The organism is Methanolinea mesophila (genome assembly GCF_017873855.1).
GTDB classification, from domain to species: domain Archaea; phylum Halobacteriota; class Methanomicrobia; order Methanomicrobiales; family Methanospirillaceae; genus Methanolinea_B; species Methanolinea_B mesophila.
The window spans coordinates 54,519-79,038 of the sequence record NZ_JAGGKR010000002.1 but is presented as its reverse complement, the minus strand read 5'-3'; the positions used below and the strand labels follow the sequence as shown (position 1 = coordinate 79,038).

26 protein-coding genes are annotated in these 24,520 nt (G+C 56.7%); 12 read left to right on the top strand and 14 right to left on the bottom strand.

The annotated features are described in order from the left end of the window. Window positions 1-43: 43 nt before the first annotated feature. Window positions 44-460 carry a hypothetical protein gene (locus J2741_RS11840; protein WP_209675835.1) on the bottom strand — a complete coding sequence of 139 codons (417 nt, stop codon included), beginning with the start codon at window positions 458-460 and terminating at the stop codon, window positions 44-46. A gap of 250 nt (window positions 461-710) precedes the next feature. Here J2741_RS11840 and J2741_RS11835 point away from each other — a divergent pair, with 250 nt between their 5' ends. Continuing rightward, window positions 711-1,676 carry a UbiA family prenyltransferase gene (locus J2741_RS11835; protein ID WP_209675832.1) on the top strand — a complete coding sequence of 322 codons (966 nt, stop codon included), beginning with the start codon at window positions 711-713 and terminating at the stop codon, window positions 1,674-1,676. Window positions 1,677-1,798: 122 nt separating this feature from the next. Continuing rightward, on the top strand, window positions 1,799-2,629 hold the full coding sequence (locus tag J2741_RS11830; RefSeq protein WP_209675830.1) for a helix-turn-helix transcriptional regulator: 831 nt from the start codon (window positions 1,799-1,801) through the stop codon (window positions 2,627-2,629). Window positions 2,630-2,896: 267 nt separating this feature from the next. On the opposite strand, the gene J2741_RS11825 is transcribed toward J2741_RS11830, so the two are convergent. From J2741_RS11825 to J2741_RS11815, 3 genes are all read right to left on the bottom strand, one after another. Continuing rightward, a complete protein-coding gene (locus J2741_RS11825) occupies window positions 2,897-3,493 on the bottom strand; it encodes a DUF308 domain-containing protein (RefSeq protein WP_209675827.1) in 597 nt (198 codons plus the stop codon). A gap of 205 nt (window positions 3,494-3,698) precedes the next feature. Next, the gene (locus J2741_RS11820) at window positions 3,699-3,872 is read right to left on the bottom strand and encodes a CxxC-x17-CxxC domain-containing protein (RefSeq protein ID WP_209675825.1); all 174 of its coding nucleotides are present in this window, start codon (window positions 3,870-3,872) and stop codon (window positions 3,699-3,701) included. 299 nt (window positions 3,873-4,171) lie between these two features. Continuing rightward, a complete protein-coding gene (locus J2741_RS11815; RefSeq protein WP_209675823.1) occupies window positions 4,172-4,840 on the bottom strand; it encodes a flavodoxin family protein in 669 nt (222 codons plus the stop codon). Between the two features lie 156 nt (window positions 4,841-4,996). Between J2741_RS11815 and J2741_RS11810 the strand changes: the two genes are divergently transcribed. The 5 genes from J2741_RS11810 (at window position 4,997) to J2741_RS11790 (ending at window position 8,928) form a co-directional block, all read left to right on the top strand. Further along, window positions 4,997-5,311 (top strand): DUF1894 domain-containing protein, encoded by a 315-nt coding sequence (locus J2741_RS11810; protein ID WP_209675821.1) that lies wholly within the window; start codon window positions 4,997-4,999, stop codon window positions 5,309-5,311. Window positions 5,312-5,433: 122 nt separating this feature from the next. Continuing rightward, window positions 5,434-5,604, top strand: coding sequence for a hypothetical protein (locus J2741_RS11805; protein ID WP_209675819.1), 171 nt, complete (start codon window positions 5,434-5,436; stop codon window positions 5,602-5,604). A 483-nt stretch (window positions 5,605-6,087) separates the two neighbouring features. Further along, the gene (locus tag J2741_RS11800) at window positions 6,088-6,306 is read left to right on the top strand and encodes a YwbE family protein (RefSeq protein ID WP_209675817.1); all 219 of its coding nucleotides are present in this window, start codon (window positions 6,088-6,090) and stop codon (window positions 6,304-6,306) included. A gap of 180 nt (window positions 6,307-6,486) precedes the next feature. Further along, window positions 6,487-7,290, top strand: coding sequence for an esterase/lipase family protein (locus J2741_RS11795; RefSeq protein ID WP_209675815.1), 804 nt, complete (start codon window positions 6,487-6,489; stop codon window positions 7,288-7,290). A 249-nt stretch (window positions 7,291-7,539) separates the two neighbouring features. Further along, complete coding sequence (locus J2741_RS11790; protein WP_209675813.1) at window positions 7,540-8,928, top strand: MFS transporter; 1,389 nt, start codon at window positions 7,540-7,542, stop codon at window positions 8,926-8,928. Window positions 8,929-9,092: 164 nt separating this feature from the next. Here J2741_RS11790 and J2741_RS11785 read toward each other — a convergent pair whose 3' ends face one another. From J2741_RS11785 to J2741_RS11775, 3 genes are read right to left on the bottom strand one after another with little or no spacing between them, the layout of a single operon-like run. Continuing rightward, the gene (locus J2741_RS11785; protein WP_209675810.1) at window positions 9,093-9,842 is read right to left on the bottom strand and encodes an ABC transporter permease; all 750 of its coding nucleotides are present in this window, start codon (window positions 9,840-9,842) and stop codon (window positions 9,093-9,095) included. A gap of 1 nt (window position 9,843) precedes the next feature. Then, entirely contained in the window at window positions 9,844-10,830 is a 987-nt protein-coding gene (locus tag J2741_RS11780; RefSeq protein WP_209675808.1) for an ATP-binding cassette domain-containing protein, read from the bottom strand. Window positions 10,831-10,838: 8 nt separating this feature from the next. Continuing rightward, complete coding sequence (locus J2741_RS11775) at window positions 10,839-11,318, bottom strand: PadR family transcriptional regulator (RefSeq protein WP_209675806.1); 480 nt, start codon at window positions 11,316-11,318, stop codon at window positions 10,839-10,841. Between the two features lie 479 nt (window positions 11,319-11,797). Here J2741_RS11775 and J2741_RS11770 point away from each other — a divergent pair, with 479 nt between their 5' ends. Then, on the top strand, window positions 11,798-12,625 hold the full coding sequence (locus J2741_RS11770) for a DUF6159 family protein (protein WP_209675803.1): 828 nt from the start codon (window positions 11,798-11,800) through the stop codon (window positions 12,623-12,625). 13 nt (window positions 12,626-12,638) lie between these two features. Here the strand turns inward: J2741_RS11770 and J2741_RS11765 are convergent, their stop codons facing one another. The 7 genes from J2741_RS11765 to J2741_RS11735 form a co-directional block, all read right to left on the bottom strand. Then, window positions 12,639-13,526, bottom strand: coding sequence for a hypothetical protein (locus J2741_RS11765; protein WP_209675802.1), 888 nt, complete (start codon window positions 13,524-13,526; stop codon window positions 12,639-12,641). Window positions 13,527-13,714: 188 nt separating this feature from the next. Next, window positions 13,715-13,996, bottom strand: a complete 282-nt coding sequence (locus J2741_RS11760; RefSeq protein ID WP_209675800.1) for a hypothetical protein — start codon at window positions 13,994-13,996, stop codon at window positions 13,715-13,717. A 268-nt stretch (window positions 13,997-14,264) separates the two neighbouring features. After that, window positions 14,265-15,482 (bottom strand): cation:proton antiporter, encoded by a 1,218-nt coding sequence (locus J2741_RS11755; protein WP_209675798.1) that lies wholly within the window; start codon window positions 15,480-15,482, stop codon window positions 14,265-14,267. Between the two features lie 218 nt (window positions 15,483-15,700). After that, window positions 15,701-16,417 carry a ribonuclease HII gene (rnhB, locus tag J2741_RS11750; RefSeq protein ID WP_209675796.1) on the bottom strand — a complete coding sequence of 239 codons (717 nt, stop codon included), beginning with the start codon at window positions 16,415-16,417 and terminating at the stop codon, window positions 15,701-15,703. A gap of 194 nt (window positions 16,418-16,611) precedes the next feature. Continuing rightward, window positions 16,612-18,042, bottom strand: coding sequence for a cardiolipin synthase (gene cls / locus J2741_RS11745; RefSeq protein WP_209675794.1), 1,431 nt, complete (start codon window positions 18,040-18,042; stop codon window positions 16,612-16,614). A gap of 280 nt (window positions 18,043-18,322) precedes the next feature. Next, complete coding sequence (locus J2741_RS11740) at window positions 18,323-18,580, bottom strand: cupin domain-containing protein (protein WP_209675792.1); 258 nt, start codon at window positions 18,578-18,580, stop codon at window positions 18,323-18,325. A 242-nt stretch (window positions 18,581-18,822) separates the two neighbouring features. Continuing rightward, on the bottom strand, window positions 18,823-20,127 hold the full coding sequence (locus J2741_RS11735) for an arginine deiminase family protein (protein WP_209675790.1): 1,305 nt from the start codon (window positions 20,125-20,127) through the stop codon (window positions 18,823-18,825). A 326-nt stretch (window positions 20,128-20,453) separates the two neighbouring features. Here J2741_RS11735 and J2741_RS11730 point away from each other — a divergent pair, with 326 nt between their 5' ends. The 4 genes from J2741_RS11730 to J2741_RS11715 all read left to right on the top strand — a co-directional run bounded on the left by J2741_RS11730 (window position 20,454) and on the right by J2741_RS11715 (window position 24,487). Continuing rightward, entirely contained in the window at window positions 20,454-21,776 is a 1,323-nt protein-coding gene (locus J2741_RS11730; RefSeq protein ID WP_209675788.1) for a COG1361 S-layer family protein, read from the top strand. Window positions 21,777-21,880: 104 nt separating this feature from the next. Continuing rightward, complete coding sequence (locus J2741_RS11725; RefSeq protein WP_209675786.1) at window positions 21,881-22,318, top strand: MarR family winged helix-turn-helix transcriptional regulator; 438 nt, start codon at window positions 21,881-21,883, stop codon at window positions 22,316-22,318. A gap of 7 nt (window positions 22,319-22,325) precedes the next feature. Then, window positions 22,326-23,399 (top strand): ATP-binding cassette domain-containing protein, encoded by a 1,074-nt coding sequence (locus J2741_RS11720; protein WP_209675784.1) that lies wholly within the window; start codon window positions 22,326-22,328, stop codon window positions 23,397-23,399. After that, window positions 23,399-24,487, top strand: a complete 1,089-nt coding sequence (locus J2741_RS11715) for an ABC transporter permease (protein ID WP_209675782.1) — start codon at window positions 23,399-23,401, stop codon at window positions 24,485-24,487. The genes J2741_RS11720 and J2741_RS11715 overlap by 1 nt, the downstream gene beginning before the upstream one ends. Window positions 24,488-24,520: the final 33 nt, after the last annotated feature.

The following is a 24,520-nucleotide window of genomic DNA, read 5'->3' as shown; positions in this document are numbered from 1 at the left end:
GGAACAATAATTCATTCTCATTTTCATGCAGGATTTTTCAGCATCAGGTACATTGAACCTTCACCTGCTGACTATCTTCGATGGTTAGCAACTCGATTCCCCGATCAGAATAGTCGGCTCTCATATCGAGATGGATGATCGAAGAAACCACTTTCACTCTCAATTCGCCGGAATCGCTGTATCTTCCCGAGATTATGCCTTCGGTGGTAACCGGCAGGTTCCTTCCGTCAACCTCCTTTCGGTAATTGAGCATAAATCTCCCGATCACGATCTGTGAACTGCCAATCCTGCTCCTGTCCAGGATCTGGACCTCTCCTCCCCTCAGATCAATACCGTAGGGAACGAGTCGTTCCTGGCAGTGTCGGATCAGTTCCTGAGAGGAGACGGGCGGATTCTCCCGGGCAGCGCATAGCATCCTTGCGAGCAACTCTCCTAACAGTGGTTTCCAGTTGTCTCTCATCTGTCCCTGCACCCTCCTTCCGGATGCGTCCCGGAATTTTAGGGGGAGATAATAATTTGCAGACCGGGAAGCCATCGGGTCCTATCAGGTCGCGGTTGAGAGGGGTGAAGATGGCTTCCGACGAGATACACCCTGCCTGCACTAAGAAGTACGCTCGTAACTCCATATTTATCACGGACTTTCAGATTAATCGCTGCGATTAACATTCATCATCGTGATGAATGTTATCGTTCGCGACCAGTAAAATTCCATGGAATCATTTGTCCATGAAGATTTCAGGAAACCCTGGTACTCCTGGTCGAAACTGTTAAATTCTTTTATTTCCAGGCCGGTTGCGTTCTTCGAGTTTTTGGTGTTCAGCTCCCTCTATCTGAGCATGGCCGCCGCAGGGATGGCCTGGTGTTCCTGTACCCTCCAGGGAATACCGTGTTCGGTTCCCATTGTGCTTGTGCTCTGCCTTGTGGTATTCTCGGTGTACAACCTGAACCGGAGGACTGACCAGGCCGAAGATGCACTGAACCACGAGCGCAGGTTCTCGTTCACCAGCCGTTTTGAGCGTCCGCTCTTCCTCGCGGCGCTGGCCAGTTATGCCCTCGCAGTTGGCATCGCACTGTATTCCGGTTCCTTCATCGGATGCGGGATCGCGATGATCCCCCTGTTCTGCGGGATACTCTATAGTGTCCCGATCATCCCCCGGGGGTGGGGTGTCCGCCGGCTGAAAGAGATTCCCCTGGTAAAGAACATCCTGGTGTCGTTCGCCTGGGGAGCAACATTTGCCCTTATTCCGGTCGCACTCTCCGGGCTTGCCCCTGGTGGGGCCTCTCTGCTCACCTTCGTATTTATCTTCTCCTGGACGTTCGTCGCATCGGTGCTTCCCGATATCAGGGATATGAAAGGTGATGCCCTTGTGGGGGTCGTGACCATACCGGTAGTGCTGGGAATCTCGCGATCGAGGGTGCTGCTTACCGTCATCAATCTGATCGCAGGCGCAGTCATACTGACATTGGGAATCCGAACCCAGCCGCTCGCTTCAACCGGTCTTCTGATATGTTCCCTCGCGTACTCCCAGGGGTGTATACTCGCCATCGGTCATGATCACTCGGCTGATTTCCTCTGCGACGTAATCTCCGACGGGCAGTTCCTTGTATTGGGAGCACTGTTCTTCGTTCTCACGTACGCGTATATGGCATTTACGGGTCTCGCGGTCCTCCAATAAATAAAATTTTATGAGACTTCGATTTCCCATGTCGAACCCCCTCCGGGTTTTCTCAAGGGATCTGGAGCGGCACCGGAGGGGTTTCGAATATAATATTTATATGGTCCGCCAATCTCCACTGAATGGATCCTCTCCAGATCTATGAACGACATCACAAGCTGATCCACTCGATCTACAGCTCCCGGCTCAAGGTCCAGATCCTCCTGACCCTCAACCAGGGTAATGCCTCGCTTGCGCACCTGAGAACGGTGACCGGAAGCACCTCCCAGGCCCTCATCCCCAAGATCCGGAACCTGGAGTCGCAGGTACTCATTGAAGCCTCGAATTACGAGTACCTCCTGACACCTCTCGGCAAAGTCGTCGCAGGAAACGTGCAGGACTACGTGGAGATGATGGGAGGCATAGGGCGTCATGCAAGGTTTTGGGCATCTCATGACCTCTCTGGCCTCCCCCCCGATTTTTTGCGAGCCATAGGAGACCTTCACGAGGGCGAGGTGAAAAGCGACACCACCACGGACATGTTTTTTGTCTATTCTCATTATCTGGAGATCCTGAAGGATGCGAAGTACATCCACGGCATCTCCTCGGTCGCAAGCCCGGGGTTGGCCACGTTCCTGGCGGAGAAGGTTGCCCTTGGGGTGCCGGTGGACCTGGTGGTGAACGACGAGGTCATCTCACTCCTTACCCAGGACCCGTATGCGAGCAACATGAAAGATCTCTCGGATTTCCCGAATTTCAGGATCTGGGTGACGAATGAACTGCTCTATTTAGGGCTCACGGTTACGGACCGGCACCTCTCCATGGGGTTGTACAATAAAGACCGGAAACTATACGATAGTGCATCCGATCTCTTCTCGGAGGACCCGGATGCGGTAGCGTGGGGGGAACGGCTGTTCCAGCATTATAAGTCCCGCGCGGAACACCTCAGTGTTTCCAGTATATTCGATGAATAATTCGGGGGATATGGACCGGTTCGGTATCCCCCCGGAAGCGTATAACACCTGCGCAGCCGGTCCTTGCGGCTCAGACCGGCAGGGGTCCGGACATCCCGGCCTTCTTTTATAGGGATCCCGTCAGAAAGTCCGGGAATCTACATGGAAGATTCATTGGCATGTACCAGGGTATTCGTGTGACGAACATCACTGACCCGGGAGAACGTTCCATTCCCGGCGGAGAGCCTGACCTTAAAACGGGTACATTTTCCGGACCCGCCCATGAGATCATTCAAGGTATTTTTCGGGCACCTCGACTTCCCGCGGTGCGCACCTCCGGATCCTTGCCCGGAGAACGACGGATCCGGCAAGCGACACGATCCCCGCAATGAAGATGAATATCCCCAGGATCTTCACGATACCTGCCGTCGTAAGGTCTGGATAGAGGAGGATGGCGACACCCAGCGCAGCGAGCGCAATCCCCCCCACTGTTATTGCGATCCGTCGTAAAATCGGACCGTTCTGTATTCCCCCGGTAAACGCTCCTCCCAACCCCGCAATGATGCACAAGGCCGCAATTATCACCGCGATAAATGTCCCGGCAACATTGGGATAGAGAAGTGCGAACACCCCGAGGATTATCACCAGCAGACCGATCAGTAATGGAATGAGAGCAAACGGGCTCCCTGATCTGGATATCGTCCAGGCGATAAACAGGAGGACGATGCCTATGAGGACCGCGATGGCACCGGTCAGGTAGATCAGGACCCGGAGCGCCTGCGAAGGAAAGAGAAAGAGCAGGCCTCCGAGGATTATCCCACACATCCCCAGCGCGAGGGGGGTTTTCCACGACCTTGTGGTGCAGAGGTGGCAATACGATACCATTGTTTCAGATTCGATACCTTCGCGTAAAAGGGTAAGGTTGTCAGGGACCGGGGCGCGTTCGATGTTATACAGGAACGGTTCCTGTGAGACCGGAGATTCGGCAGGAACCGGTTAAATGTCGGCCCGATACTAAATAGACCCGGCCGGGATGAGAGCATTCGCTCGAATAGGGTGATAAATAGGTAAAAATGAGGATTTTTAGAATTTAGTACCTGGGCTTCCGGTATTTCGGAAGGCACTCGTTACAGTAAACAGGTCTCCCCTCGGTGGGCTTGAAGGGAACCTCACACTCTTTTCCACAGTCAGAACAAACTGCCTTATGCATCTCGCGAGGGCCGAAATTTCTTCTCTGCCCACCGTAATTATTTCTTCCGTCCATTGTTTTAACTCATGCAGTTGAAGCTGCATATAATAATTGTTGAATAAGGTGATAAAGCTTGAATATAATACCCCCACCCCTTCCACCTCCATCCCCGTATCCGGGCCCCTTTTATCCCCCGGGTACGGGATGCCGGGGGTGGAGTCGCCGGAGGGAGGGGCCTGATCAAACGGGAACCGGGGGGTGCCATACGTGCATGTCCCGCGCGCTCCGGTCATTCCCGGACAAAGGAGTTCCGGGATACACCGCCCCGCACTTGTCCACCGTTGCGCCGGCGTCCCCGGATGACCCTGCGTAAATTATCTGATCCATCCCTGGTCGACCCAGAGGTTGTATTCATCGGGTCGGAATTTCCTGTTGCGCTTCACGATCTCCGTAAAAAATTCCCGGTTCTCGGAAATCCACTCTTCCTGCGACGGGTCGTGGAACGAGGTGGCGATCGATTCGTAGAGCGTTGCCCCAAGCAGTCGTGCATCGTTCAACGATGCGGACGGCAGGTCCGGCCGGTCGCCGAGGATGACGGAGAGGCTTCCGACGCTCACCGCCCCGAGATAGTTCACGAAATGGTTGAGATACCTGCAGACATCGTCCCCACCGGATTCCCAGGTAGTGGCAACCGAACAACCGTATTTTCCGGCGAGAATCTGGTAATGGATGGCATCTGCCATCCTGTCGACGAAGGCTTTCATCTGGGCGGACACATTGTCGACATACACCGGGGAGCCGAGGACCAGGCCGTCCGCGTCCCGGACCTGCTCGAGAACTCCGGAAAAATCATCGTTAACGTGGCATTTCCCGCTCTTCCCGCAGCTTTCACACGCGTCGCAGAATCCTACCGAGAGCGACCCGATATTTATCAACTCCACGAATGCCCCTTTCTCCCTGGCGCCATCGAGCACTGCCCTGACCAGTGCCAGGGTCCTGCTCTTCCTCCCTCTCGGGCTGGAACATATCCCTACGATCTTCATCCCTGGAACGCACCTCTGTCTCACCAGTATACGTTCCCTCCAAATTAGGTTTGGGGAAACGGGAAAGGCGGGAGGTGGTGGGAGATACTTGTGAAACTGTACCGGTCCCGGCCAGGAACGATCCAGTTATCTGCTGAAATTGTGCATATTGTGGAGATGGTTTCAACCGAACGCTGCATCAACAAGCTCCGGGCAGCGGTGGTAATGAAAGATACCACGGCAGAAGAGATCAATGAGTACATCCGCAAAAATTGCAGCGAATATTACGAAATACCTCCGAATTTCAGGTTCAAATGTATCACCGTGCTGCTTCAGGCCCCCATGCTGGTCGGATTCAAGATAAAGAAGAAAAAGATACTCCTGCCATTCGAGAAGATCTGTTTCGGACCGATACTTTACGAGATAAACGCGACCGATGAAGATTTTAATTTCATTCGAAACGCCACAAAGAATGAAGAGATCTCCGAATAACCGGGATTAAATTCCGTATGCTCCCGCGGAATTGCAGAGAATGCAGGTGGAATTTCGCAGAGGATCGGTGCTCTGGTATCGATCACCGGTTCCTGCTCGTTTACAAAAGTTCAATAGGACAAATGCCGGATATGGGGATGATGGTGAGTAAAAATCACGTCGAAGCAGGAGTCTCCATTGCTGCCGCATTCGTGGTGCTGTTCTCCGCGATGGTGAATCCCCTGGTTTCAGCGGGCATCGCATTTGCATTCCTGTTCGTGCTCGGGCTCTATCTTGCCCTGTTCCGTTCGTGACCTGATCACCCGGCCAGGAAGAGGGAGATTTACGTGCATCCCGGAAGATGGGTGATGTCGCTGCCCCGACTGAGCCCTCACCGAACCATCCGGCACCCCATTACCTGTTTCGGCATTGATCGGGAACGAAGTTCGCCGGCGGTACCTGCACAGGATCAGAAATGATCAGAAAAATAAACCTGGTGATCCGTTGGAAGGTATATCCGCGGCATCGGGTATCGGCGACGGATACTTCCCCCTGCATTTTCCTTATTCCGATAAACTACCGGATTTTTCCATGATTTTCGGGTCACCCGGGCAATCTGATATTTTTTATCGCGTGCCCCGGCCCCTGGCAATGAATAATTTAATTTGCAGAATTCGATTGGTCTAAATCTTACCGGCACAATAATTACCGGAAGTACATACCCGCTTGGTATCGAATCGACGTTCCAATCCGGCGGACCGGGGATTGTTCCCGGTAAGATCACAGGGGAAATTCGGGTGAAACAGGATAAAGACGGCCGTCAGAGAAAGAACATAGTACCGGGCACGACCGTAGGCGTCGTACAGAAGAAGGACCAGGCGAGCGGCAAAATCACCACCGGCACGGTGGGTGCGATCCTGACCGGTTCTTCCTTTCACCCCCACGGAATAAAAGTCCGGCTGACAAGCGGTATCGTGGGGAGAGTGCAGGAGATCGGGGAGAATATCAATCCCTGATCGCCGGATCAGGCGAACACTGTCGCGCCGACCCGGCAGTGATTAGTTTCACGTCATTTCCTGCGAAATGCGAACCTGCCGGCCGACCGGCACGCATAGCTCTTCGCACCCGGGAGTGCCTGGTTCTTCTTTTCTCCGATCAAAACCCATTTGGTAGTTCAGGTCGATTATCCAGGACAGATGATCCTTCGTCCCGTTGTCCTGGTCCACGGATGGAACAGCCACCCGGGGGTCTGGAACCGCCTCGTCCCCCTGCTTGAAGAGAGGGGTATCCCTGTATGGAATTTTTCGCACGATAAATGCGGAAACCGGGATCCCGGCGAGATCGCCTATCTCCTGCAGGACTACCTCAGAGAAAGGAGGGATGCCGCACGATACCAGGGCGAGATCGACCTGGTCTGCCATTCCATGGGGGGGTGTATCGCAAGGTATCTTATCGAGGTGATCGACGGGAAGGAACGGTCCGAACGTGTCCGCCAGCTCATCGGGCTTGCCCCCCCCAACAACGGTTCAGCCCTTGCCGAACTCTTTTTCGACCCCGATCAGGGTCCCGGGATCATCGAACGGCTCACGGGTTCCTTCGTCCCCCCGGGGTTCGAACCGGGCGAAGACAGGATAGTGAGGGAGTTCCGGTTTAAAAGCCGGACGATCGCCCGCTTAAAGGAGTCGGGTACCCGCGAGGATATCGCGTACCGTATGATCCTTTCTGAAAACCCGTGTTCGAAGCCGGAGTTTTTTCCCCCGTTCGAGGGCCGGACCTGGGAATACCTGCCCGGCAAGGGGTGGAACGAGACCTATTCCGGGGACGGGATCGTCCCTCACCGCGACTCCTGGCTCGCCGGTGCGGAGCACGTGATACTGCCGGCACACGCGGAACCGGCGGTTTCACCTCCCGATCGGTACTGCCATATCCACCTCCCCCGGAACGCGGAGGTCATCGCCCGGGTGATGGAGTACCTTACGACCCCGGATAACGGCTGCTAACCGGACAAACGTGGTTTTTTTTGGGAAACGATATCTGCAGGAGCGATCATCCTCCTGTGCGCGACCCGGCGATGGCACTCCTTCCCTGGGCCCTGTACCAAACGACGTCCACAACGTATATTCCTCTTTCCCCTCAATTTCCTCTTATTCGTGAACAGGAAACCCTGGCCTTGGCTCTTCCTGCCCGGTTGACAGCCGTGACACGGGTTGCCATATGTTATCAATGATCAGTGTCAGAACTTTCATCTCATGAAACGGGCGACGGAGCAGGGGATCGTGCTGGCGACCGCCACGATCGCCTCGTTCTTCGTCCCCTACCTCACCTCCTCCATCACCGTAGCGCTCCCCGCGATCGGAAAGGAGTTCTCGCTCGATGCGGTAGTCCTCGGATGGATCGTCTCCAGCTACGTCCTGGCCACCGCAATCTGCATCGTCCCGTTCGGGAGATTTGCGGATATCGTGGGCCGGAAAAAGCTCTTTCTTGCGGGGATCGCCCTGATGACGGTCTCCTGCCTCTTCGCAGCCCTGGCCTGGTCCCCTGAAGCTCTCATCGCATTCCGGGTCCTGCAGGGAGCGGGAGGTGCGCTGATCTTCACCACCTCCGTCGCCATCGTGGTCTCGGTGTTCCCCCCAGACAAGAGGGGCTGGGCGCTCGGCATCACCCTTGCGTCGGTCTATACCGGCCTCTCGCTCGGCCCGTTCATCGGGGGCGTCCTCACCGCATACCTCGGGTGGCGCAGCATCTTCCTGGTCATTGTTCCCATGGGGATCGCGGTCTTCTCCATCACCCGGACGCACGTGAAGAGCGAGTGGGCCGAGGCTCGCGGGGCCCGGTTCGACCTTCCGGGTTCCGCGTTTTATGCCCTCGCACTCTTCGGAATAATGTACGGCCTGACACTTGTTCCGGAACCCGGATCCGCCTTCTGGCTTGCAGTCGGGATCTCGCTCCTCGCGGGATTTCTCTGGTGGGAACACCGCAGCACGAGCCCCGTCCTCGACCTGAGCGTCTTCTCGGGAAATGTGACGTTCACCTTCTCCAACCTCGCGGCGATGATTAACTACGCGGCGACCTACGGTGTGACGTTCCTGCTCTCCCTCTACCTCCAGTATACCAGGGGTTTTTCTCCCGAGGCCGCAGGCCTGGTCCTGGTCGCCCAGCCCGTGGTTCAGGCGGTCTTCTCCCCCCTCGCAGGGAGGCTCTCGGACCGGATCGAACCCCGGACCGTTGCGAGCGCGGGAATGGCGCTTACCACCACAGGCCTGTTCCTTTTCATCTTCCTCACGGATAATGCCCCGCTCGTTTTTGTCGTCGGGGTGCTGATGCTGCTCGGGCTGGGATACGGATTGTTCTCGTCTCCCAATACCAATGCGATCATGTCCTCGGTGGACCGGAGACACTACGGCGTGGCGTCGAGCATGGTTGCGACCATGCGGGCGATAGGCCAGATGACCAGCATGGCTCTCGTGATGATGATCTTTTCCCTGGTTATGGGGCGGGTCGTAGTCACTCCCGAGGTCTACCCGCTCTTCCTGGAGAGCCTTCACCTGATATTCATCGTGATGACCGTGCTCTGCCTGTTCGGGGTCTTTGCAAGCATTGCCAGGGGTAATGTAAAGCATCCGGATGAGAACGGGTAGCGCCCGATCCCGTACGGGTCTGCATCTGTTTTTTTCCTCATATTAACGCTCCAGGGCCCTGTCAGGAGACCGTCGGGAAAAAACGGTTTCATTAAAATCAGGATTTCCTGTCTTTAGGGGAAATTCTCAGCGCAAAGGATCGGATTCTATAAAGGAGGATTGGATTATATCTTGATCTTCCTGAAGAAGAACGCCCCGATAACGGTCATCGCCACGGCGAACCCGCCAAGCACTGCGAGGCAGATCACCGGGTTGATCTGGGACACCCCGGTCAGCCCGTAGCGGATGCCTTCCACCCCGTAGGTCAGCGGGTCGAGAAGGGTTATCGGCTTGATGAACTCCGGGAGGCTGTCGATGGGGAAGAGCGCCCCGGACAGACCGAATATCGGGAAGACCACGAAGTTCATGATAAGCTGGAACCCGTGCATGTCCTCCATCCTTGAGGCGATGGCGATCCCGAATGCCGTGAAGGCGATCCCGATGAGGATCATGAACACGAACGCGAGCAGGAACCCGAACGCATCCTGGATGTTAATGCCCAGGAACAGGGAAAGGACCATGATGAACACTCCCTGGACAAACGCGGTCGATGCCCCCCCGACGGTCTGGCCGAGCATGATCTCCAGCCGTGAGACCGGGGCTACCAGGGTCTCTTTCAGGAATCCGAACTGCTTGTCCCAGATGATCTGGATGCCGGAGAAGACCGAGGTAAAGAGGACGCTCATGGCAATCATGCCCGGGATAAGGAACCCGATGTAGTCCTGTCCCATGCCCGGGATACTGACCACCGAGTTCAGCCCGAACCCAAGGAACAGGAGGAAGAACACCGGCATCGCGAGGCTGCCGACGATTCTGCTCTTCGAACGCAGGTACCGCTTCATGCTCCGGAGCCATATGGCGTGGATGATGTCCATGTTACCGCCTCGTAAATGCCCGGTGGATCATCCTCATCGCCTCTTTCGACCCCGCTTCTTCCGCCCGGATCGTCCGGCCCGTGAAGTGGAGGAACACGTCCTCCAGGGTCGGCTTCCTGATAGCGATCGACCGGATGGGTATCTTGTTGCCGGTGAGGATCGTCACCACCTCGGTGATGTGCTCCTCGGCGTTCTGCACACTGATGGTTACCGAGTCCTCGTGCTTCTCGATGTGCTGGACCCAGGGGGCCCGGATGCTCTGGCAGATACCCCCGGGTTCAGGTGACCTGACGGTGATGACCTCGCCGCCGATCTGTTCTTTCAACCGTGCCGGGGTGTCCATCGCGATGATCTTCCCGTGGTCGATGATGGCAACCCTCCGGCAGAGCCGGTCCGCCTCCTCCATGTAGTGGGTGGTGAGGATGATGGTGATCCCTTTCTCCCGGTTCAGCCGGTCGATATACTCCCAGAGGTGGTTCCGGGTCTGGGGGTCCAACCCCAGGGTGGGCTCGTCGAGGAAGAGGACCTTCGGCTCGTGGAGGAGCCCGCGGGCGATCTCCAGCCGCCGTCGCATCCCCCCGGAATACGTCTTCACCAGGTCGTCTTTCCGGTCATCCAGCCCAACCAGGCGGAGAAGGTTCATGATCTTCTCATCCCGGGTAGACTTCTCGATCCGGTAAAGCCTGGCGTGGAAGTCCATGTTCTCGTAGGCGGTCAGTTCCTCGTCGAGGCTCTGGTCCTGAAAGACTATCCCGATGGACCTCCTGACCCCGTCCTGATCCTTTTCAATGTCGAGCCCGTTTACGTTCGCGTGCCCCGAGGTCGGTTCCAGGATCGTGGAGAGCATGGAGATGGTGGTAGTCTTCCCCGCCCCGTTGGGGCCCAGAAGGCCGAAGGTCTCTCCCTCTTCTATACGGAACGATATGTGGTCGACCGCGACCAGGTCTCCGAATGACCGGGTGAGGTCCGTAACTTCTATTGCTGGCATAAATTCCTCTAAATATTCTTCAATCTGCTAATGCACTCTTCCATGACGGTTATTGCGTCGTGCTCCTTCTCCGGTGGCAGGTCGTGGATCAGGGCGTGAATCTCCATTCCGAGACTCATGAGGACTATCTTTTCCTGGCCGAAGATCTCGGCGAGCAGGGTCTGGTATACGACCAGTTTTTCTCCCGGCCCTCTCCGGTGCTCCTTGATGTGGGCAAGCGTTTTCCTTCCCTTCGGGGTCAGGACGTAGATATTCTTGGCCCGGGAACCGGTCTCGGAGAGTTCTATCAACCGCTCCTCCTCGAGCTGCTTTAAGACCGGGTAGAGGGTCCCCTTGCTCGGCACCCACTGTCCCCCGGTCTTTTCCTCGATCTCCTTCAGGAGATCGTACCCCGTGCCGGGACGCGTGTCCAGAGCATGGAGGATATACAGGGCTAAAAGACCCCTTTCTTTCCCTCCTTTACCCGCAAACTTCCAGATTCCTGTCATATCATGCCCGGAATACGATAGTCCGAATTCGAACCGTTCGGTTAAGTACTATAGCCTGGTGAACAGATATCAACCTTCTGGAACTCTCATTCAAGGCCTGGGCAGATTGCAGGATCTTCAGAGATTTTTATCGGTACAGCTGGAGATCGCGGCAGCAGGCCGGAACTGGGATCCCCTTGCAGGTCTGACCGGTGCGAAGTCGTCCCGGTGTTTCGCCATGAGAACCCGGATCATTCGAGAGAATTCGCGACTTCTCCTTTGGCCGGAAACATGGACAAAGGTATACATTTTGGAGATGCAGGTCGAGGTTCACCATGGCTGCATAGCGATCCGGTTCACAATCCGAAACGGGATTTATATGCGAAAAGAGGAAGTCAGGGCGCGGCAGAACCCCCCGATCCATCCATTTGCCTCCTATCCGTTCCTTAACGTCGTTTCATTGTATAACGTATTATAGGGAACGAGATGTGAGATCTCTCATGGCTGGCACATTCTCCAGGAGCTGGCAGCTCGTGAAAGAGAGCTGGAGCGTGCTCTCGAAGGACAAGGAGCTGCTCGTGTTCCCCCTGGTATCCGGTATCGCGGTGGTTCTCATCATCGCCTCGTTCATCCTCCCGCTCCTCTTCTCCGGGCTGCTGGGAAGCATCGTCGGCCCGGTGGCCTGGATCATGCTCCTCTTTGTATTCTATTTCTTGACCTACTTCGTGGTCATTTTCTTTAACACCGCCTTGATCGCTGCGGCGTACATCCGGCTTACCGGCGGGGATCCCACTATTCGTGACGGGCTTTCTCACGCGGGCGGGCACCTGGGCCAGATCGCGGCCTGGGCCCTCATCTCGGCAACGGTCGGTCTGGTCCTCTCGGCTCTCCGAAACCGGGGCGGGGTCGCAGGCTCCGTCGCTTCAGGGATCCTCGGGACCGCGTGGAGCCTGGTGACCTTCTTTGTGATCCCGGTGATGATCTTCGAGGAGAAAGGGGTCATCGATGCGATAAAGGAGTCCATGGGACTGTTCAAGCGGACGTGGGGTGAGAACATCGTAGGGAGTATCGGGCTCGGGCTCGTGTGGATCCCTGCGATCCTGGTGTTGTTCGTGACGATCTGGACGGCGATCGCGGCAAGTGCATTCATCATTCCCATGGCGGCGCTCTTCGTCCTGGTCCTTGCCGTTACCGGGGTGCTCTACTCTGCACTGAGAGGAATTTTTACCGCCGCTCTCTACGGGTATGCCAAGACCGGCAAGGTCCCGGAAGCATTTTCCGGGGAGCTGATCACGGGAGCCTTCCGGCCGAAAGGCGGGAATATTTAAAAAACTCCCTTTATCACAATTTCTCTATCCCTGATGCCTGGAGCCTCAACGGTGCCCCCGCGGCCTCGACCGGGACTACCATCCCCCGCACGATGACGTGGTCGCCGTTCGAGATGGCGCTGATATCAACGTTCGGGTTTTCCGACTCAGCGGAGGTCACCATGACCGAATACCATACCTCGACCGATGCTCCGCCCGACGTGAGGATAAAGCAGGGACAGTTCATTATTCCAAGGTCTGAAACTCTCCCGGTGACGTTGACCCGTGTTCCCGGGATCGGGTTGTCCAGGAATTCCCCGACCGTGATAAGGCCGGCAGGGAGACCCTCGCCGATAAGGACCTGGTTAACCTTCCCTTCCGAAATGGTGACTTCCACGGTCGTCCGGTCAATCACATCCGGATCTTTCATGGACACCATATCGAAGGTATAGCTGAACTGGTAGCAGGAGGGGCATTTGAGCGTGAGGTTTTCGACCAGCATGAGGTTTTTCCCGGAGTAATTGGTGTATTCGGGCATGTTCCGCACGTAATTATCCGCGATTGTTTGGCTTTCCTCCATAGAAACTGATCCGGGTCCGGTCGGGATCGGTGTCCCGGTGGCGGAGATCGAGGTCAGCAGGATAGGCATCCCCCATTGGACGGTAGTTGCCACATCCTTTTCGACGGTCCCGGTGAACGTGACCGGGAGGCCGTTGTGCCGGAGGTCCTCCGGCAGGTTCAGGGGATAATATTTCGTCCCGTCGGATGCGACGATCCCGTAGAAGCCCCCCTCGAGATCATTAAACACCACATTCCCCGTCCCCGATACAGTAGTCCCGGTTCCTGCAGGTGTGGTGCATCCGCACAGGAGCGCCGCTGCCAGCAGGGCTGCAAGAAAAGCTGCAAATGTTCCCTTTTTCATCTTTGTCTCCCATAGATGTTCTGGACCGGAACCACCATAAATGACTACGATAGAAAAGGATCATTCACCAAAATAATCCCATTTTACGTAAATCTTCCCACGATGTATCCTTGTGGTTCAACGTTTACCCACAGGGATCAGAATTTTTTTTGTAATAATAAAATCTCCCGATATACTGTTCCGGTGAACTATATGAAAATCCCTATCACTATTCTGTTCCTGTGCTGCGCCCTGGCCCTTGCCATTATTCCGTTCCAGGCCACAGCCTTCTCTGTCCAGGATAATCCCCACACGCTCGTGGCTGACGGAATTACATACCAATCCGCAAGTTCCTCCGGTCTTCTCCCGGCATATCCAGGTATCCAGCCTCCATCCGGCGTGGTCACCTCCGGGTGCCACGAGGGATGTCTTTGTTCAGTAGAGGAATTCGTATATACCGGGGATCCCCAGGCCGACGTCTCCCCGGCCACCTGGTCTGAAAAAATATTCCGGACATTTCAATCGGGGTCCTGGATCCCTGGACAGATTTGGGATCGCATTCACCCCTCGACCGTTTTACAATCCCGTTGCGGATGGTGAAATGACGACAGGAATATAACTATTTTTCAGGTTCTTGTACGTTCATCAGCGAAGATGGAACGCAGTTTTTTTCAGAGTACGCAAGATGATCTCCTTATTCAGGATGATAACAGGACGATTCGTTCTGGAGAATTTCAACAAAAAGGGCGTCTTCTCACCTCACTCCCAATCGGGAGGGGTGCCGGGCTTTACGTCATCCTTTCCGCACGTCCCCCGGAAGAAGCAGTTCCGGTAGATGATCGGGGTGATGATCGTGGTGAGCAGGCTCATCATCACGATGGCCACGAAGATGTCCTGCCCGATCAGGGCGAGGCTCAGCCCCAGCAGGGCCACTATCATCGCCACTTCGCCCCGCGGTGACATACCGAACCCCAGGATCAGGGAGTCCCGCGTGTTCATCCCGAGCAGCCTGGCCGGGAGTCCGCACCCGACCAGTTTGGTGATTACTGCCACCACGGTTAGGACAAGAAGGAAGATCAGGATCGGTCCGGTAAGTGCGTGGATATCTGCGAGTATCCCAAGCGAGATGAAGAAGATTGAGGCAAAAATGATATAGAGCGCCTCCGCGCTGTCGCGGATACTCCGCGAGTGCTCGAGTCCCACGCTCTTGAGCGAGACCCCGGCGATGAAGGCGCCTATAATCCCGGATATCCCCAGGATTTCAGCGACTGTAGCATACAGGAATGCGATCATAACCGCTGATATGAAGACGAACTCCGGGTAGAGTTGGGCGATATGAGTGTGGTCCACTCTCTCGAGCAGGGGGGCCAGGACGAAGAGCCCTATCGCCGCGGCTGCGACAATGAACACGATTTCTGTGACCAGCACAACCCCCACCGAAAAGATCGAGACCGAGCCGGTTGCCACGTCGGCGGTGACGGCAAGGACCATGAGTGAGAGGATATCGTCGATCACCGCGGTCCCTATAATCGCTTTCGCGACCTCGGTGTCCAGAACACCCATCTCCTTGAGCACATTCGCGGTAATGGCGATGCTGGTGGCGGTGAGCGCGGTACCTACAAAGATGGCGCTCGCCATATCGAACCCAAATGCGAGGGCCGTCGCGTAACCCCCGATCCAGGGAATGACAATCCCTACCGCCCCGATAACGACGTACTTTGCGTTCAACAGGTCTTTGAACTCGAACTCAAACCCGATCACGAAGAGAAGGATGATTGCCCCGATCCCCGCCAGCGTCTGGACGATATCGGTGTAGGTGATCCATCCGAGCACGCTGGGCCCGATGATCAAGCCTACAAGTATCTCTCCAACCACCGCCGACTGGTTGACCCGGGTTGCCAGGATGTACCCGGCGAGGGCGATGAAGAGGAGGAGCACCATCTGGAACTCCACCGTGGAAAAGATCTCGGAGGCCATATGTTGTTCTTTGTAAGGAGATGTCCTTAATAAATCGTAGGGTGGTTCAGACCCCGATAAAGTAGACTTTCCCGGCGTTCACGGATTTCACTCTCGTTGCCCGCACACTCTTCCCCATAAGACTGCCGGCAGAGGATTGAGGAAGAACTTCCCGGGAGAATATCGATTCCATCCCGCATTATGGGTCTTGATTCCCCTGCGAACCATTATCGGGAAATTCACCGGGGGATGAACTCCCCGAGATCGTGCTGGGTAAGGTACTCCTCGATCTTTTTCCGGGTCTTCCAGTTCGTGCGCATATCTTCGGGAAAATGGTGATGTTCCCGGAAATACTCCGAGAGAAACTGGAACGTCCTCCTGGTGGGATAGCCGGACCCGAAGTCCTCACCGTACTTCTCATAGAGCGATGCGACCAGTTCGTCCCTTTTCACTTTTGCATAGACCGATGCCGCGGCAACCACGGGATAGTTCCTGTCGGCGTGGTTTTCTGCGACAATAGGCACCTCTTTCTGTACCAGCGCCTCGATAAGGTGGCGGAAGTTCCGGATCCCAAGACCCGCCTCCACAACGCCCGGGCGGACACGTTCCACCGAATCTATGATCGCCAGGTCGGGCTCGAGAGTATTGATGATGGCCGCCATCCCCTTCGCTTCCAGCACATTCAACTGGTGCTTCCGGACACTCGCGTCAATTTCCTGCGGGGTAAGGACAATATAGAGCATGTCATCGATATGGCACCTCGCAGCCAGGCATACACGGGTCCGTTCGTCGGGCTTCAGGCATTTCGAGTCCCTTATCCCGGATGCGACCAGGTCATCCGTCCTGTCCTCCCGGCACACTATACCGCAGATAACCAGCGGGCCGATTACGGCTCCCCTGCCGGCTTCATCGATCCCGAGGACCCTCCGGACCTTACCGTTTGCCACACACTTCACAGGAGCGCCGGGGATAAATATTTCTCCTGCACTCCGGTCTCCACCCAATCCCTGTCCAGGTCCCCGGCCCGAATTTCACCGTTTCGGAAAGGCAGCTACGACTACAGGCCCTTCCCTGCCGGATGGGATATTCCCGATACGGATTGCCGCAGAAGAAGCGGTGTCCGGCTGGTAAAAAATTAAGATTCTTCGGATTATCCCAGCGGCGAGGCCAGGCGCGATATGGACTCCTTGAACTTTATCCTCCTCGAACGTTTCCGGTAGAGGTCCATGGTGATCTCGGTGCACTTCGGGAGATCTTCCTCGAAGGCCCGTTTCAGTGTTCCCGCGATATCCTCGTCGTAGAGGAACGAGTTCGCCTCGAAGTTCAGCTTGAAACTTCGCACGTCCCAGTTGGCGCTGCCTACCGAAGCGGCGATCCCGTCCACCACTATGGTCTTGGCATGAATGAACCCGTTGTCGTAGGTATACGCCTTGATCCCCGCATCGAGGAGATCCCCGATGAACGAATAGGTAGCCCAGTACACGAACGGATGGTCGGGCTTGCAGGGGATCATGATCCTGACGTCCACACCGGAGAGTGCCGCGATCCGGAGCGCATCTGAGACGCTCTCATCCGGGATGAAGTACGGGGTCTGGATGTAGAGCGTTTCTTTCGCGCTCGCCACCAGCTTCAGGTAGCCCTCCTTGACGGGGTTGTATCGGTTGTCTGGACCGCTTGAGACTACCTGCATGTGGCAATGACCGGGATACTCCACCTCGGGGAAATAGTCCCGGGTATAGGAGAGATCTTCTCCCGCGGCGTAGTTCCAGTCCATGAAAAAACGGGTCTGGAGCCCGAGCACTCCCGTCCCCTCCATCCTGAGGGCCGCATCCCGCCAGTACCCGAGAGGCCCCTTTCCAAGGTACTCGTCGCCTACGTTGTACCCGCCGATGAAACCGACCTTCCCGTCGATCACCACGATCTTCCGGTGGTTGCGGTAATTGAGTGTGAAGATCCTGGGAAAAAATGCGGCGTGCATGCCTCCTGCGGCTTCGAACTTCGCAAGACCTTTCTTTTTTATCTTCATCCCCATGGCGTCGTAGAGGAGCCGCACCTCCACGCCTTCCCCGGCCTTCGTGGTGAGGAGCTGTACGAGTTCTCTTCCAAGGGGGTCGTCTCTGATGATATAGTATTCAAGGTGGATATGATGGCGGGCATTCCTGATATCCTCGAAGAGCGCCTCGAATGTTGCGGTCCCGTCGGTAAAGACATTTACAGAATTGTCGTTGGTGAGGAACGCCCGGTTGTCCTCGAGGAACATCCTGACCATGGGGAGGAAGGTGCCGATCCTGGGATCCAGCCCCTTGAGGTCAAGGTTCTCCAGTTCTTTCTTCTGCGCCCGGATGGTATCCTGCAGGTCCATGTCGTCCGCTTCCTTGAGGGAGAAGAGTTTCTTCCTGGTGAAGTCCTGTCCGAAAAACAGGTAGAGGAACAGCCCCGCGACGGGGATCGCCACCAGGACCAGGACCCATCCCAGCGCAGAGTTCGGGTTTCTTCGCTCGTAAAAGATCACACCCAGGGCCAGGAGGTACTGGAGGATCAGGAAGGCATCGACGATGTCGATCTGGAATATGACGGCCATAGACGATACACGGGTCTTTCGCCGCGGGGGTGAAAATACTTTATGCAGAAATCCTGCGGGCGGACGGCAGACCGGAACCGAAGTAGATAGTTTCTAATTTCCTGTCGTTTGAAACGGTTCCTGCACTCACCGTGGGAATCGCACCGGGGACCGCCCACCGCCGGCCCGTCGTTCACCCCGGGCTGCAGGGGAATCCTCTCCAACATCCGCCCATCGCGGAGCTGATGACAAATTTATCCGAAGCCCGGTGTAGTGCCGGGATCTCCACCTTCCGAACTTTTTAAAGATCTGATAACTGCTCCGTGGGGAGATACTCGGTCCTTACCGGGGAGAAGATCTCGATCGCCGTTGAATCCCGGTGAACTTCGGCCAAATGCACGACATTCCCCGGTATGGCCCAGCTGTCGCCGGGAAACACCTCCCTCGCCTCGCCCGCGACGATGAGGGTAAGGTGCCCTTCGACGAGGTACCCTGTCTGCTCGTGGGGGTGCGAATGCGGGGGGAGTGTCGATCCTTCTTTTAGGATAAACTCGGTCATGAGTGTCTTTTCTCCCCAGACAAGAGTTTTTTGCCGGATTCCCGGCAGTGATTCGTGGTACCCTGACTGTGAATTTTTTCCGAACATCGGTTCCCTCCCTACGAGATGAGTTCCGTGCGATGAAGAAATATAACCCTCCGGATAACCCGTGCATCAGTACCAGGTTTGAAAAAGTGGAGGTGTTCCCGGATCAGGTTCCGGTCTGCACTCCGTTGGCGGGAAACCCCCTTATTTCCATCCGTTTATCCACGTTTCAATGCGCAGGTCATACAATGCGCCCCGCCGTACCCACCGGTGAGATTCTCAAGGGTAAAGGGATACGCGTCTATATCGTGCTGGTAAATCTCTTTTTTGTGGGGGAAAAACTGGCCCTCGTTCCTGAGATAACGGTAGTCCTGCTCAACCTGCGAGAGGAGCTTGCCGTACCGTCCGGGGTCGCGTCCGGCCTTTGCTTTCAGGTTCCCGATAACATCGGGGACGGTCCGGTCCACCTCGACGGCAAGAATCTGCCCCTCCCTGATGCAGAGGAAGTTGGACGCGTACGCCATCTGCTCGAGGGTGGTGATATCGATGATCTCAAACCCTTTCTCCCTTATATAATCGTGCAGGGTCGTCGTTCTGCCGGGATCGTTCGTGTATCGGCCCTCGCCCTCACGGTAGTAAACCCGCACTTCGGCCTGCCTGAGCAGGGTTTCCGATCCCACCGCCACCCCCGGGGATGCCACGTTGAAGTAGGTATCGAGGTGCATGTCGATCATGGGATCATCACGATCCCCGGAGATCAGAGGGTGCCGGGGCCGGCTGACCACCCCGACCTCGTCGAAACCGACACCATGTGCGAGGACCTGTGAAACTCCCTCTTCGTTCGTGCGGTCCCCTGTCCCGAGCAACGCGAACTCCCCCATGGGGATGAAATCGCCTCCCTCGAACGTCCCCGGCGCCTGAACCTCGTGCACCACCGGCAGCCCGAGAATCTCCCAGAGGAGTCCTGTGAGCTCGGGCTCCCTCCGACGTTGCGGCTTGGACATGGACCCGAGCACGATACCCCTGTCGGTTACCGCCTGCTGGTCCCGCATAAAATAGAGGTTGGAGAGGGGCTCCCGCTCGGTGATGTTGAGGTGTATGGCCCGCGTTCCTTCACCGGCCCGGATCTCGATACCCGGGGCTAGAAGGAGGATGTTGAAGAAGTGCCCGCTGTCCAGGAGGGGAATGTTCCGCTCCAGGTCCTTTCTCGCCAGGGCGGCGCCTTCCGTATCGCCTCCGAAACATATCGACTGTTCCGCACGTTCGACAAGACGGTCCCGGACCCGGCTGTTCCTGTCAGCCTGGTCAAGGATGGCCTGCTTTAAGTGGAGCACCTCGACGCCGAACTCGTACCGGAGAATGTACTCCAGGCGTTCGTGCTCCCTGCGGGCTCCGAAACGGGAGAACGCCCGCTCGTAGAGCGAAGCATAGGGCTCAAGCAGGCCGAAGAACATCTCGATTCCCGGGCGGTGGATAACTACTTTTCGAAGCGGATCCCACTCCGCCCTGATCTTCGCCGTCATCCGTCTTTCCTTCCCAAAGCCCGGTCGTCGTGCTTCATACCGCTCCTGGGATGAAATCGGTAAATATACATTTATTTCTATCCCATCCCGGTAAGGCTGCTTCAGGCACACACGAACCCCGGGTTCATGGGGGAGATCGCGACCTCCAGATAATTTTATGTGTGAATAGTTTACACAGTGAACTATTCCTGATACTCCGGGAGGGCTTGAGATGCCCTTCATTCTCACCCGAATTTCCCCGGATGTCCGGCGACCCCGGTGCGAGACCCCTCAACCGGGAAGATAATCATCGTGAAGGAAGGAGGAGCGCAGGACGTGATACTACCATGAAACACACGGGATTCCGGTTATCGAGGTCCGGAATATCCCTCATTCTGATTGTCCTCTGTTGTGCCGGGATCGTAGTGTTCCCGGCGACGGGAGGCGAGCGGTTCATATCCGGAAGTCCCGACCTTTCGGCAACGATCCGCGGGGCGAACGAGTTTTATCCGGCCACCGAGGTCAATGTACCGGTCAATATCCAGAACAGCGGGCTGATCCAGTACGTGATCAGCCAGCCGAACCTGCTCACCCCTGCGGACCTTCCGAACACCGCCAAGCTCATGACGGTGCAGCTCTTCGCCGGCGGTGCACCCCTTACCGTCCTCTCCGACCCCCAGATGGTGGGCGACCTTATGGGCGGGGACACCCTCCTGGTCAATTTCAAAGTCCGGACAAATCCGGACGCTCCGGCCGGGACCTACATCCTTCCGATGGCCGTACAGTATACTTACCTGGCCCACGCCGACCAGTACGGGCAGGACACGTTGCAGTACTTCTACGAGACCAGGAATGTCACACTGGAGTTCCCGCTGAAGATCAAGCCGGAGATCATTCTCCAGGTCGTCTCGGCCGAGCCGGAGGAGGTGAACGTAGGGACGGAGGGGTTCGTACACCTGGTCCTTGAAAACATCGGGAACGAAGACGGGACGGAGGCGGTGGTAGTGCTCTCGCCGGTAGGAAACAGTCCTGTCCAGCCCGTGGCCGGCAGCGTGTACGTTGGGGATTTCCCCATGAAGTCGGATATCGACCTCCGGTACAAGGTCTCGGTCTCGGGCAGCGCAGAGCCGGGGACTTACCCGGTCAATGTCAGCGTGAATTACAAGAACCAGGACGGGATCTTCGTGACCTCCGCACCTGCCGTGGTCGGAATCCCGGTGAAGGGGAAGATCCGGTTCAGCGTGGTGTCGCCCCCGAACCAGGTGTATCCGGGGACCCAGGATATCCTGGAGGTGACCTTCGAGAACACCGGGTCCGCTCCGGTTAACTCGGCCCAGGCACGGATTTATACGCAGGATCCGTTCACCACCCTCGATGACGTCTCATACCTCGGCGATATGGCCGTCGGGGAGACGAAAGTCGCCAGGTTCGAGGTGACTGTCGACCAGAAAGCCACGGTCAAGGAGTACGCCCTGGATTCCGAGGTCAGGTACCGCGATGCGCTCGACAACGACCAGGTCTCCGACCGTATCCCTGTCCCGGTGGATGTAATCGCCAGGACCGGGGTCATGGCGCTGCTCTATAACCCCTACTTTATCGTCCTCCTCGCAGTGGTGATCATCGTACTCGCGGTTCTTATCCGGAGGATGAGAAAACAGCGAAAAGGGTGAGTTCCTTTCGCGGAAGAGCCTGATATGCAATCCATAAACCGTATGGGCGATCTCGCGTCTCTTTCCCGCGGCGGTCCGACCCTGGCAGAAGAACGAGGTGAAAGATGACCGGTAACGTCCCTATAGATACCCTTGCGGAGAACCTCCTCTCCCTTTTCCCCCTTTTCCATGGAAAGATCTTCCGCCGGTATCCGGAGATCTCGGGGATGCAGCTTGCGGGGTATCGCGCACTCGGCACACTCACGAAATGCGGCCCGTTGCCCGCCTCCGAACTCGCCCGGAAACTCTACATATCCCGCCCCTATATCACCCGCCTCGTGGACAGCCTGATCACCGACCATCTGGTAGAACGGATGCCGGATGAAAAGGACCGGCGGATCACCAGGATCCGCATCACCGCGGAAGGGATACGAAGGCTGAAGAACATGGGCACGATCTTCCACGACGATGTCGTCGAGTTCCTCAAGGGTCTGGATGAGGAGGAACTCGCTGAACTGAACGAGTGCCTGAAGTGCGTGAACAGAATTCTCGTGAAACAGTAATTCCATTATGGTGCCCACCGACCCTCCGAAAAGAACCGGACTCCCGGAGAAATCCCCGCCGGAGAGCCCTGGCTATGGGCACGCGGAGCATCTGAAAGACGAGATCATCCGGATCGAACACATCTCCAAGATATTCTCCAATCACCAGAAGGTCGTTGCAGTGGACGATGTATCCTTTTCGGTTCGAAAAGGGGAGATTTTCGGGCTCCTCGGGCCTAACGGGGCCGGAAAAAGTACCCTGATCCGGATTCTCACCACACTGATGACACCCACCTCCGGCACTGCGTTCGTGGACACCTACGAGATCACCCGGGAGCCCGAGAAAGTAAGGAGCATCATAGGGGTCTGCCCACAGAACAGCACGCTCGACCTGGAACTGACCGCGTACGACAACCTCGATTTCTACGGGAGACTCCAGGACATCCCCGAGAATGCCCTCGAGCCCCGGATCCGGGAACTCCTCGAGATGGCAGGACTTTCAGGGAGGGCTGATGCCAAGGCGGGGACTTTTTCGGGGGGGATGCGGAGGAAACTCGAGATCGTCCGGGCGTTCATCCACCACCCCCTGATCCTCTTCCTCGACGAGCCTACGATCGGTCTCGACCCCGAGTCGCGCCGGGAGGTATGGAAGCAGATCTCGCTCCTGAACACCGAGCAGACCACCATAATCCTGACCACGCACTATATGGACGAGGCCGAGAAACTCTGCGACCGGCTGGCGTTTATGGAGGGGGGTGCGCTCATCGCCCTGGACACCCCGGAGAACCTTAAGCACGCCATGCCCCGGGGGGACCTGATCGAGATCGGGTACGAGACCCTCACCGACGAGGTGCTCGCCCGGGTGAGAGCGCACCCGGAGGTCACGGCGGTCGAGGTCCAGGACGGAAAAGTCCTCATCTCTGCACATCAGGGAAGCAGCCTGCTCCCGGCAATCCTCAGCGACTTCGAACGTTCCTCCGTCGGAGTGACCTCGATTACCATCCGGTCCCCTTCTCTCGAGGATGTGTTCATTTATCTCACCGGGAAGAACCTGGAGCAGCCCGGGAACAGGACGACCGAAGGCAGGCCGGGGGTACCCTGATGCTTCGCGGGGCCATCGCCATATTCCGGAGGGATTTCAAGAAATTCCTCAGCAACCCCCTCGTGATGTTCATGACCCTGGTCATGCCCATCATGTACCTGGTGGTCTTTGGCAACGCCATCGGGGGGACGATAACCGGGATCCCCATCGGTGCGGTCCAGGAAGAGCCGTATGTGAACTACACCCCGCTGTTCGCAGAAGGTGTCACCGCCCTGCAGGCCTATCACCAGCCGGGATACGCATCCCTTTTCGTGGTGACGGTCTATTCGAGCGAGGACATCGCCCGGCATGCGCTGGATACGGGCCAGATCATGGCGTATGTGGTGTTTCCCTCCGATATAGCCCCTAATCGCCCTGTGCGCCTGTACGTGGACAGTTCCGAGTATACCATACCGGCACTCATCGAGTCAGGGGTTGCTACGGTCCTTGTTGCGCTCAACGCCCCGAACCCTCTTTACGTGGACGACATTTACGGGACGATCCACTATATCCAGTTCTTCGGGGTGGGCGTGATCGTGCTCGCCATCTTCATGACCACCATGATGGGAGGGGGGATCGCCCTGATACGTGACCGGGAGCTGGGGATTATCGAGGGCTACCTGGTCACCCCGGTGAAACGATCGAGCATCATCCTGGGGACGATCGGGAGCGGGACCGTGAGGGCATTCCTGGCTGGGTTCATCATCTTCGTGGTGGACATCGTGATCGCGGGGGTCATGGTCCGGGGGGTTGAGAGTTTCCTGCTCGTCCTGCTGGTCCTGTTCATGACCAGTATCGGGGTGACCAGCCTGGTAGTCGCCATCTCATCCCGGTTCTCCAACCAGCAGGAGTATGCCTCCACTATCGCGTTCTTCTCGCTCATCCTCTTCATGACCAGCGGCGCATTTTACCCGGTGATAGGGATGCCTCCCTGGCTGAAATGGATCACCTACGTCAATCCCGAGGCCTACGCGGTCCACGCCCTCCGGTCGATCATCCTCCGGGGCCAGGGGATCGCCGTGATCGCTCCCGACCTGATCGCGCTGCTTATTTTCTCCCTGGGTGCCATTATGCTCGGCATCATGACCTACAGGAGGACCCTGGAGTGACGGGATTCCGGACGATATTCCGCAATATCACGT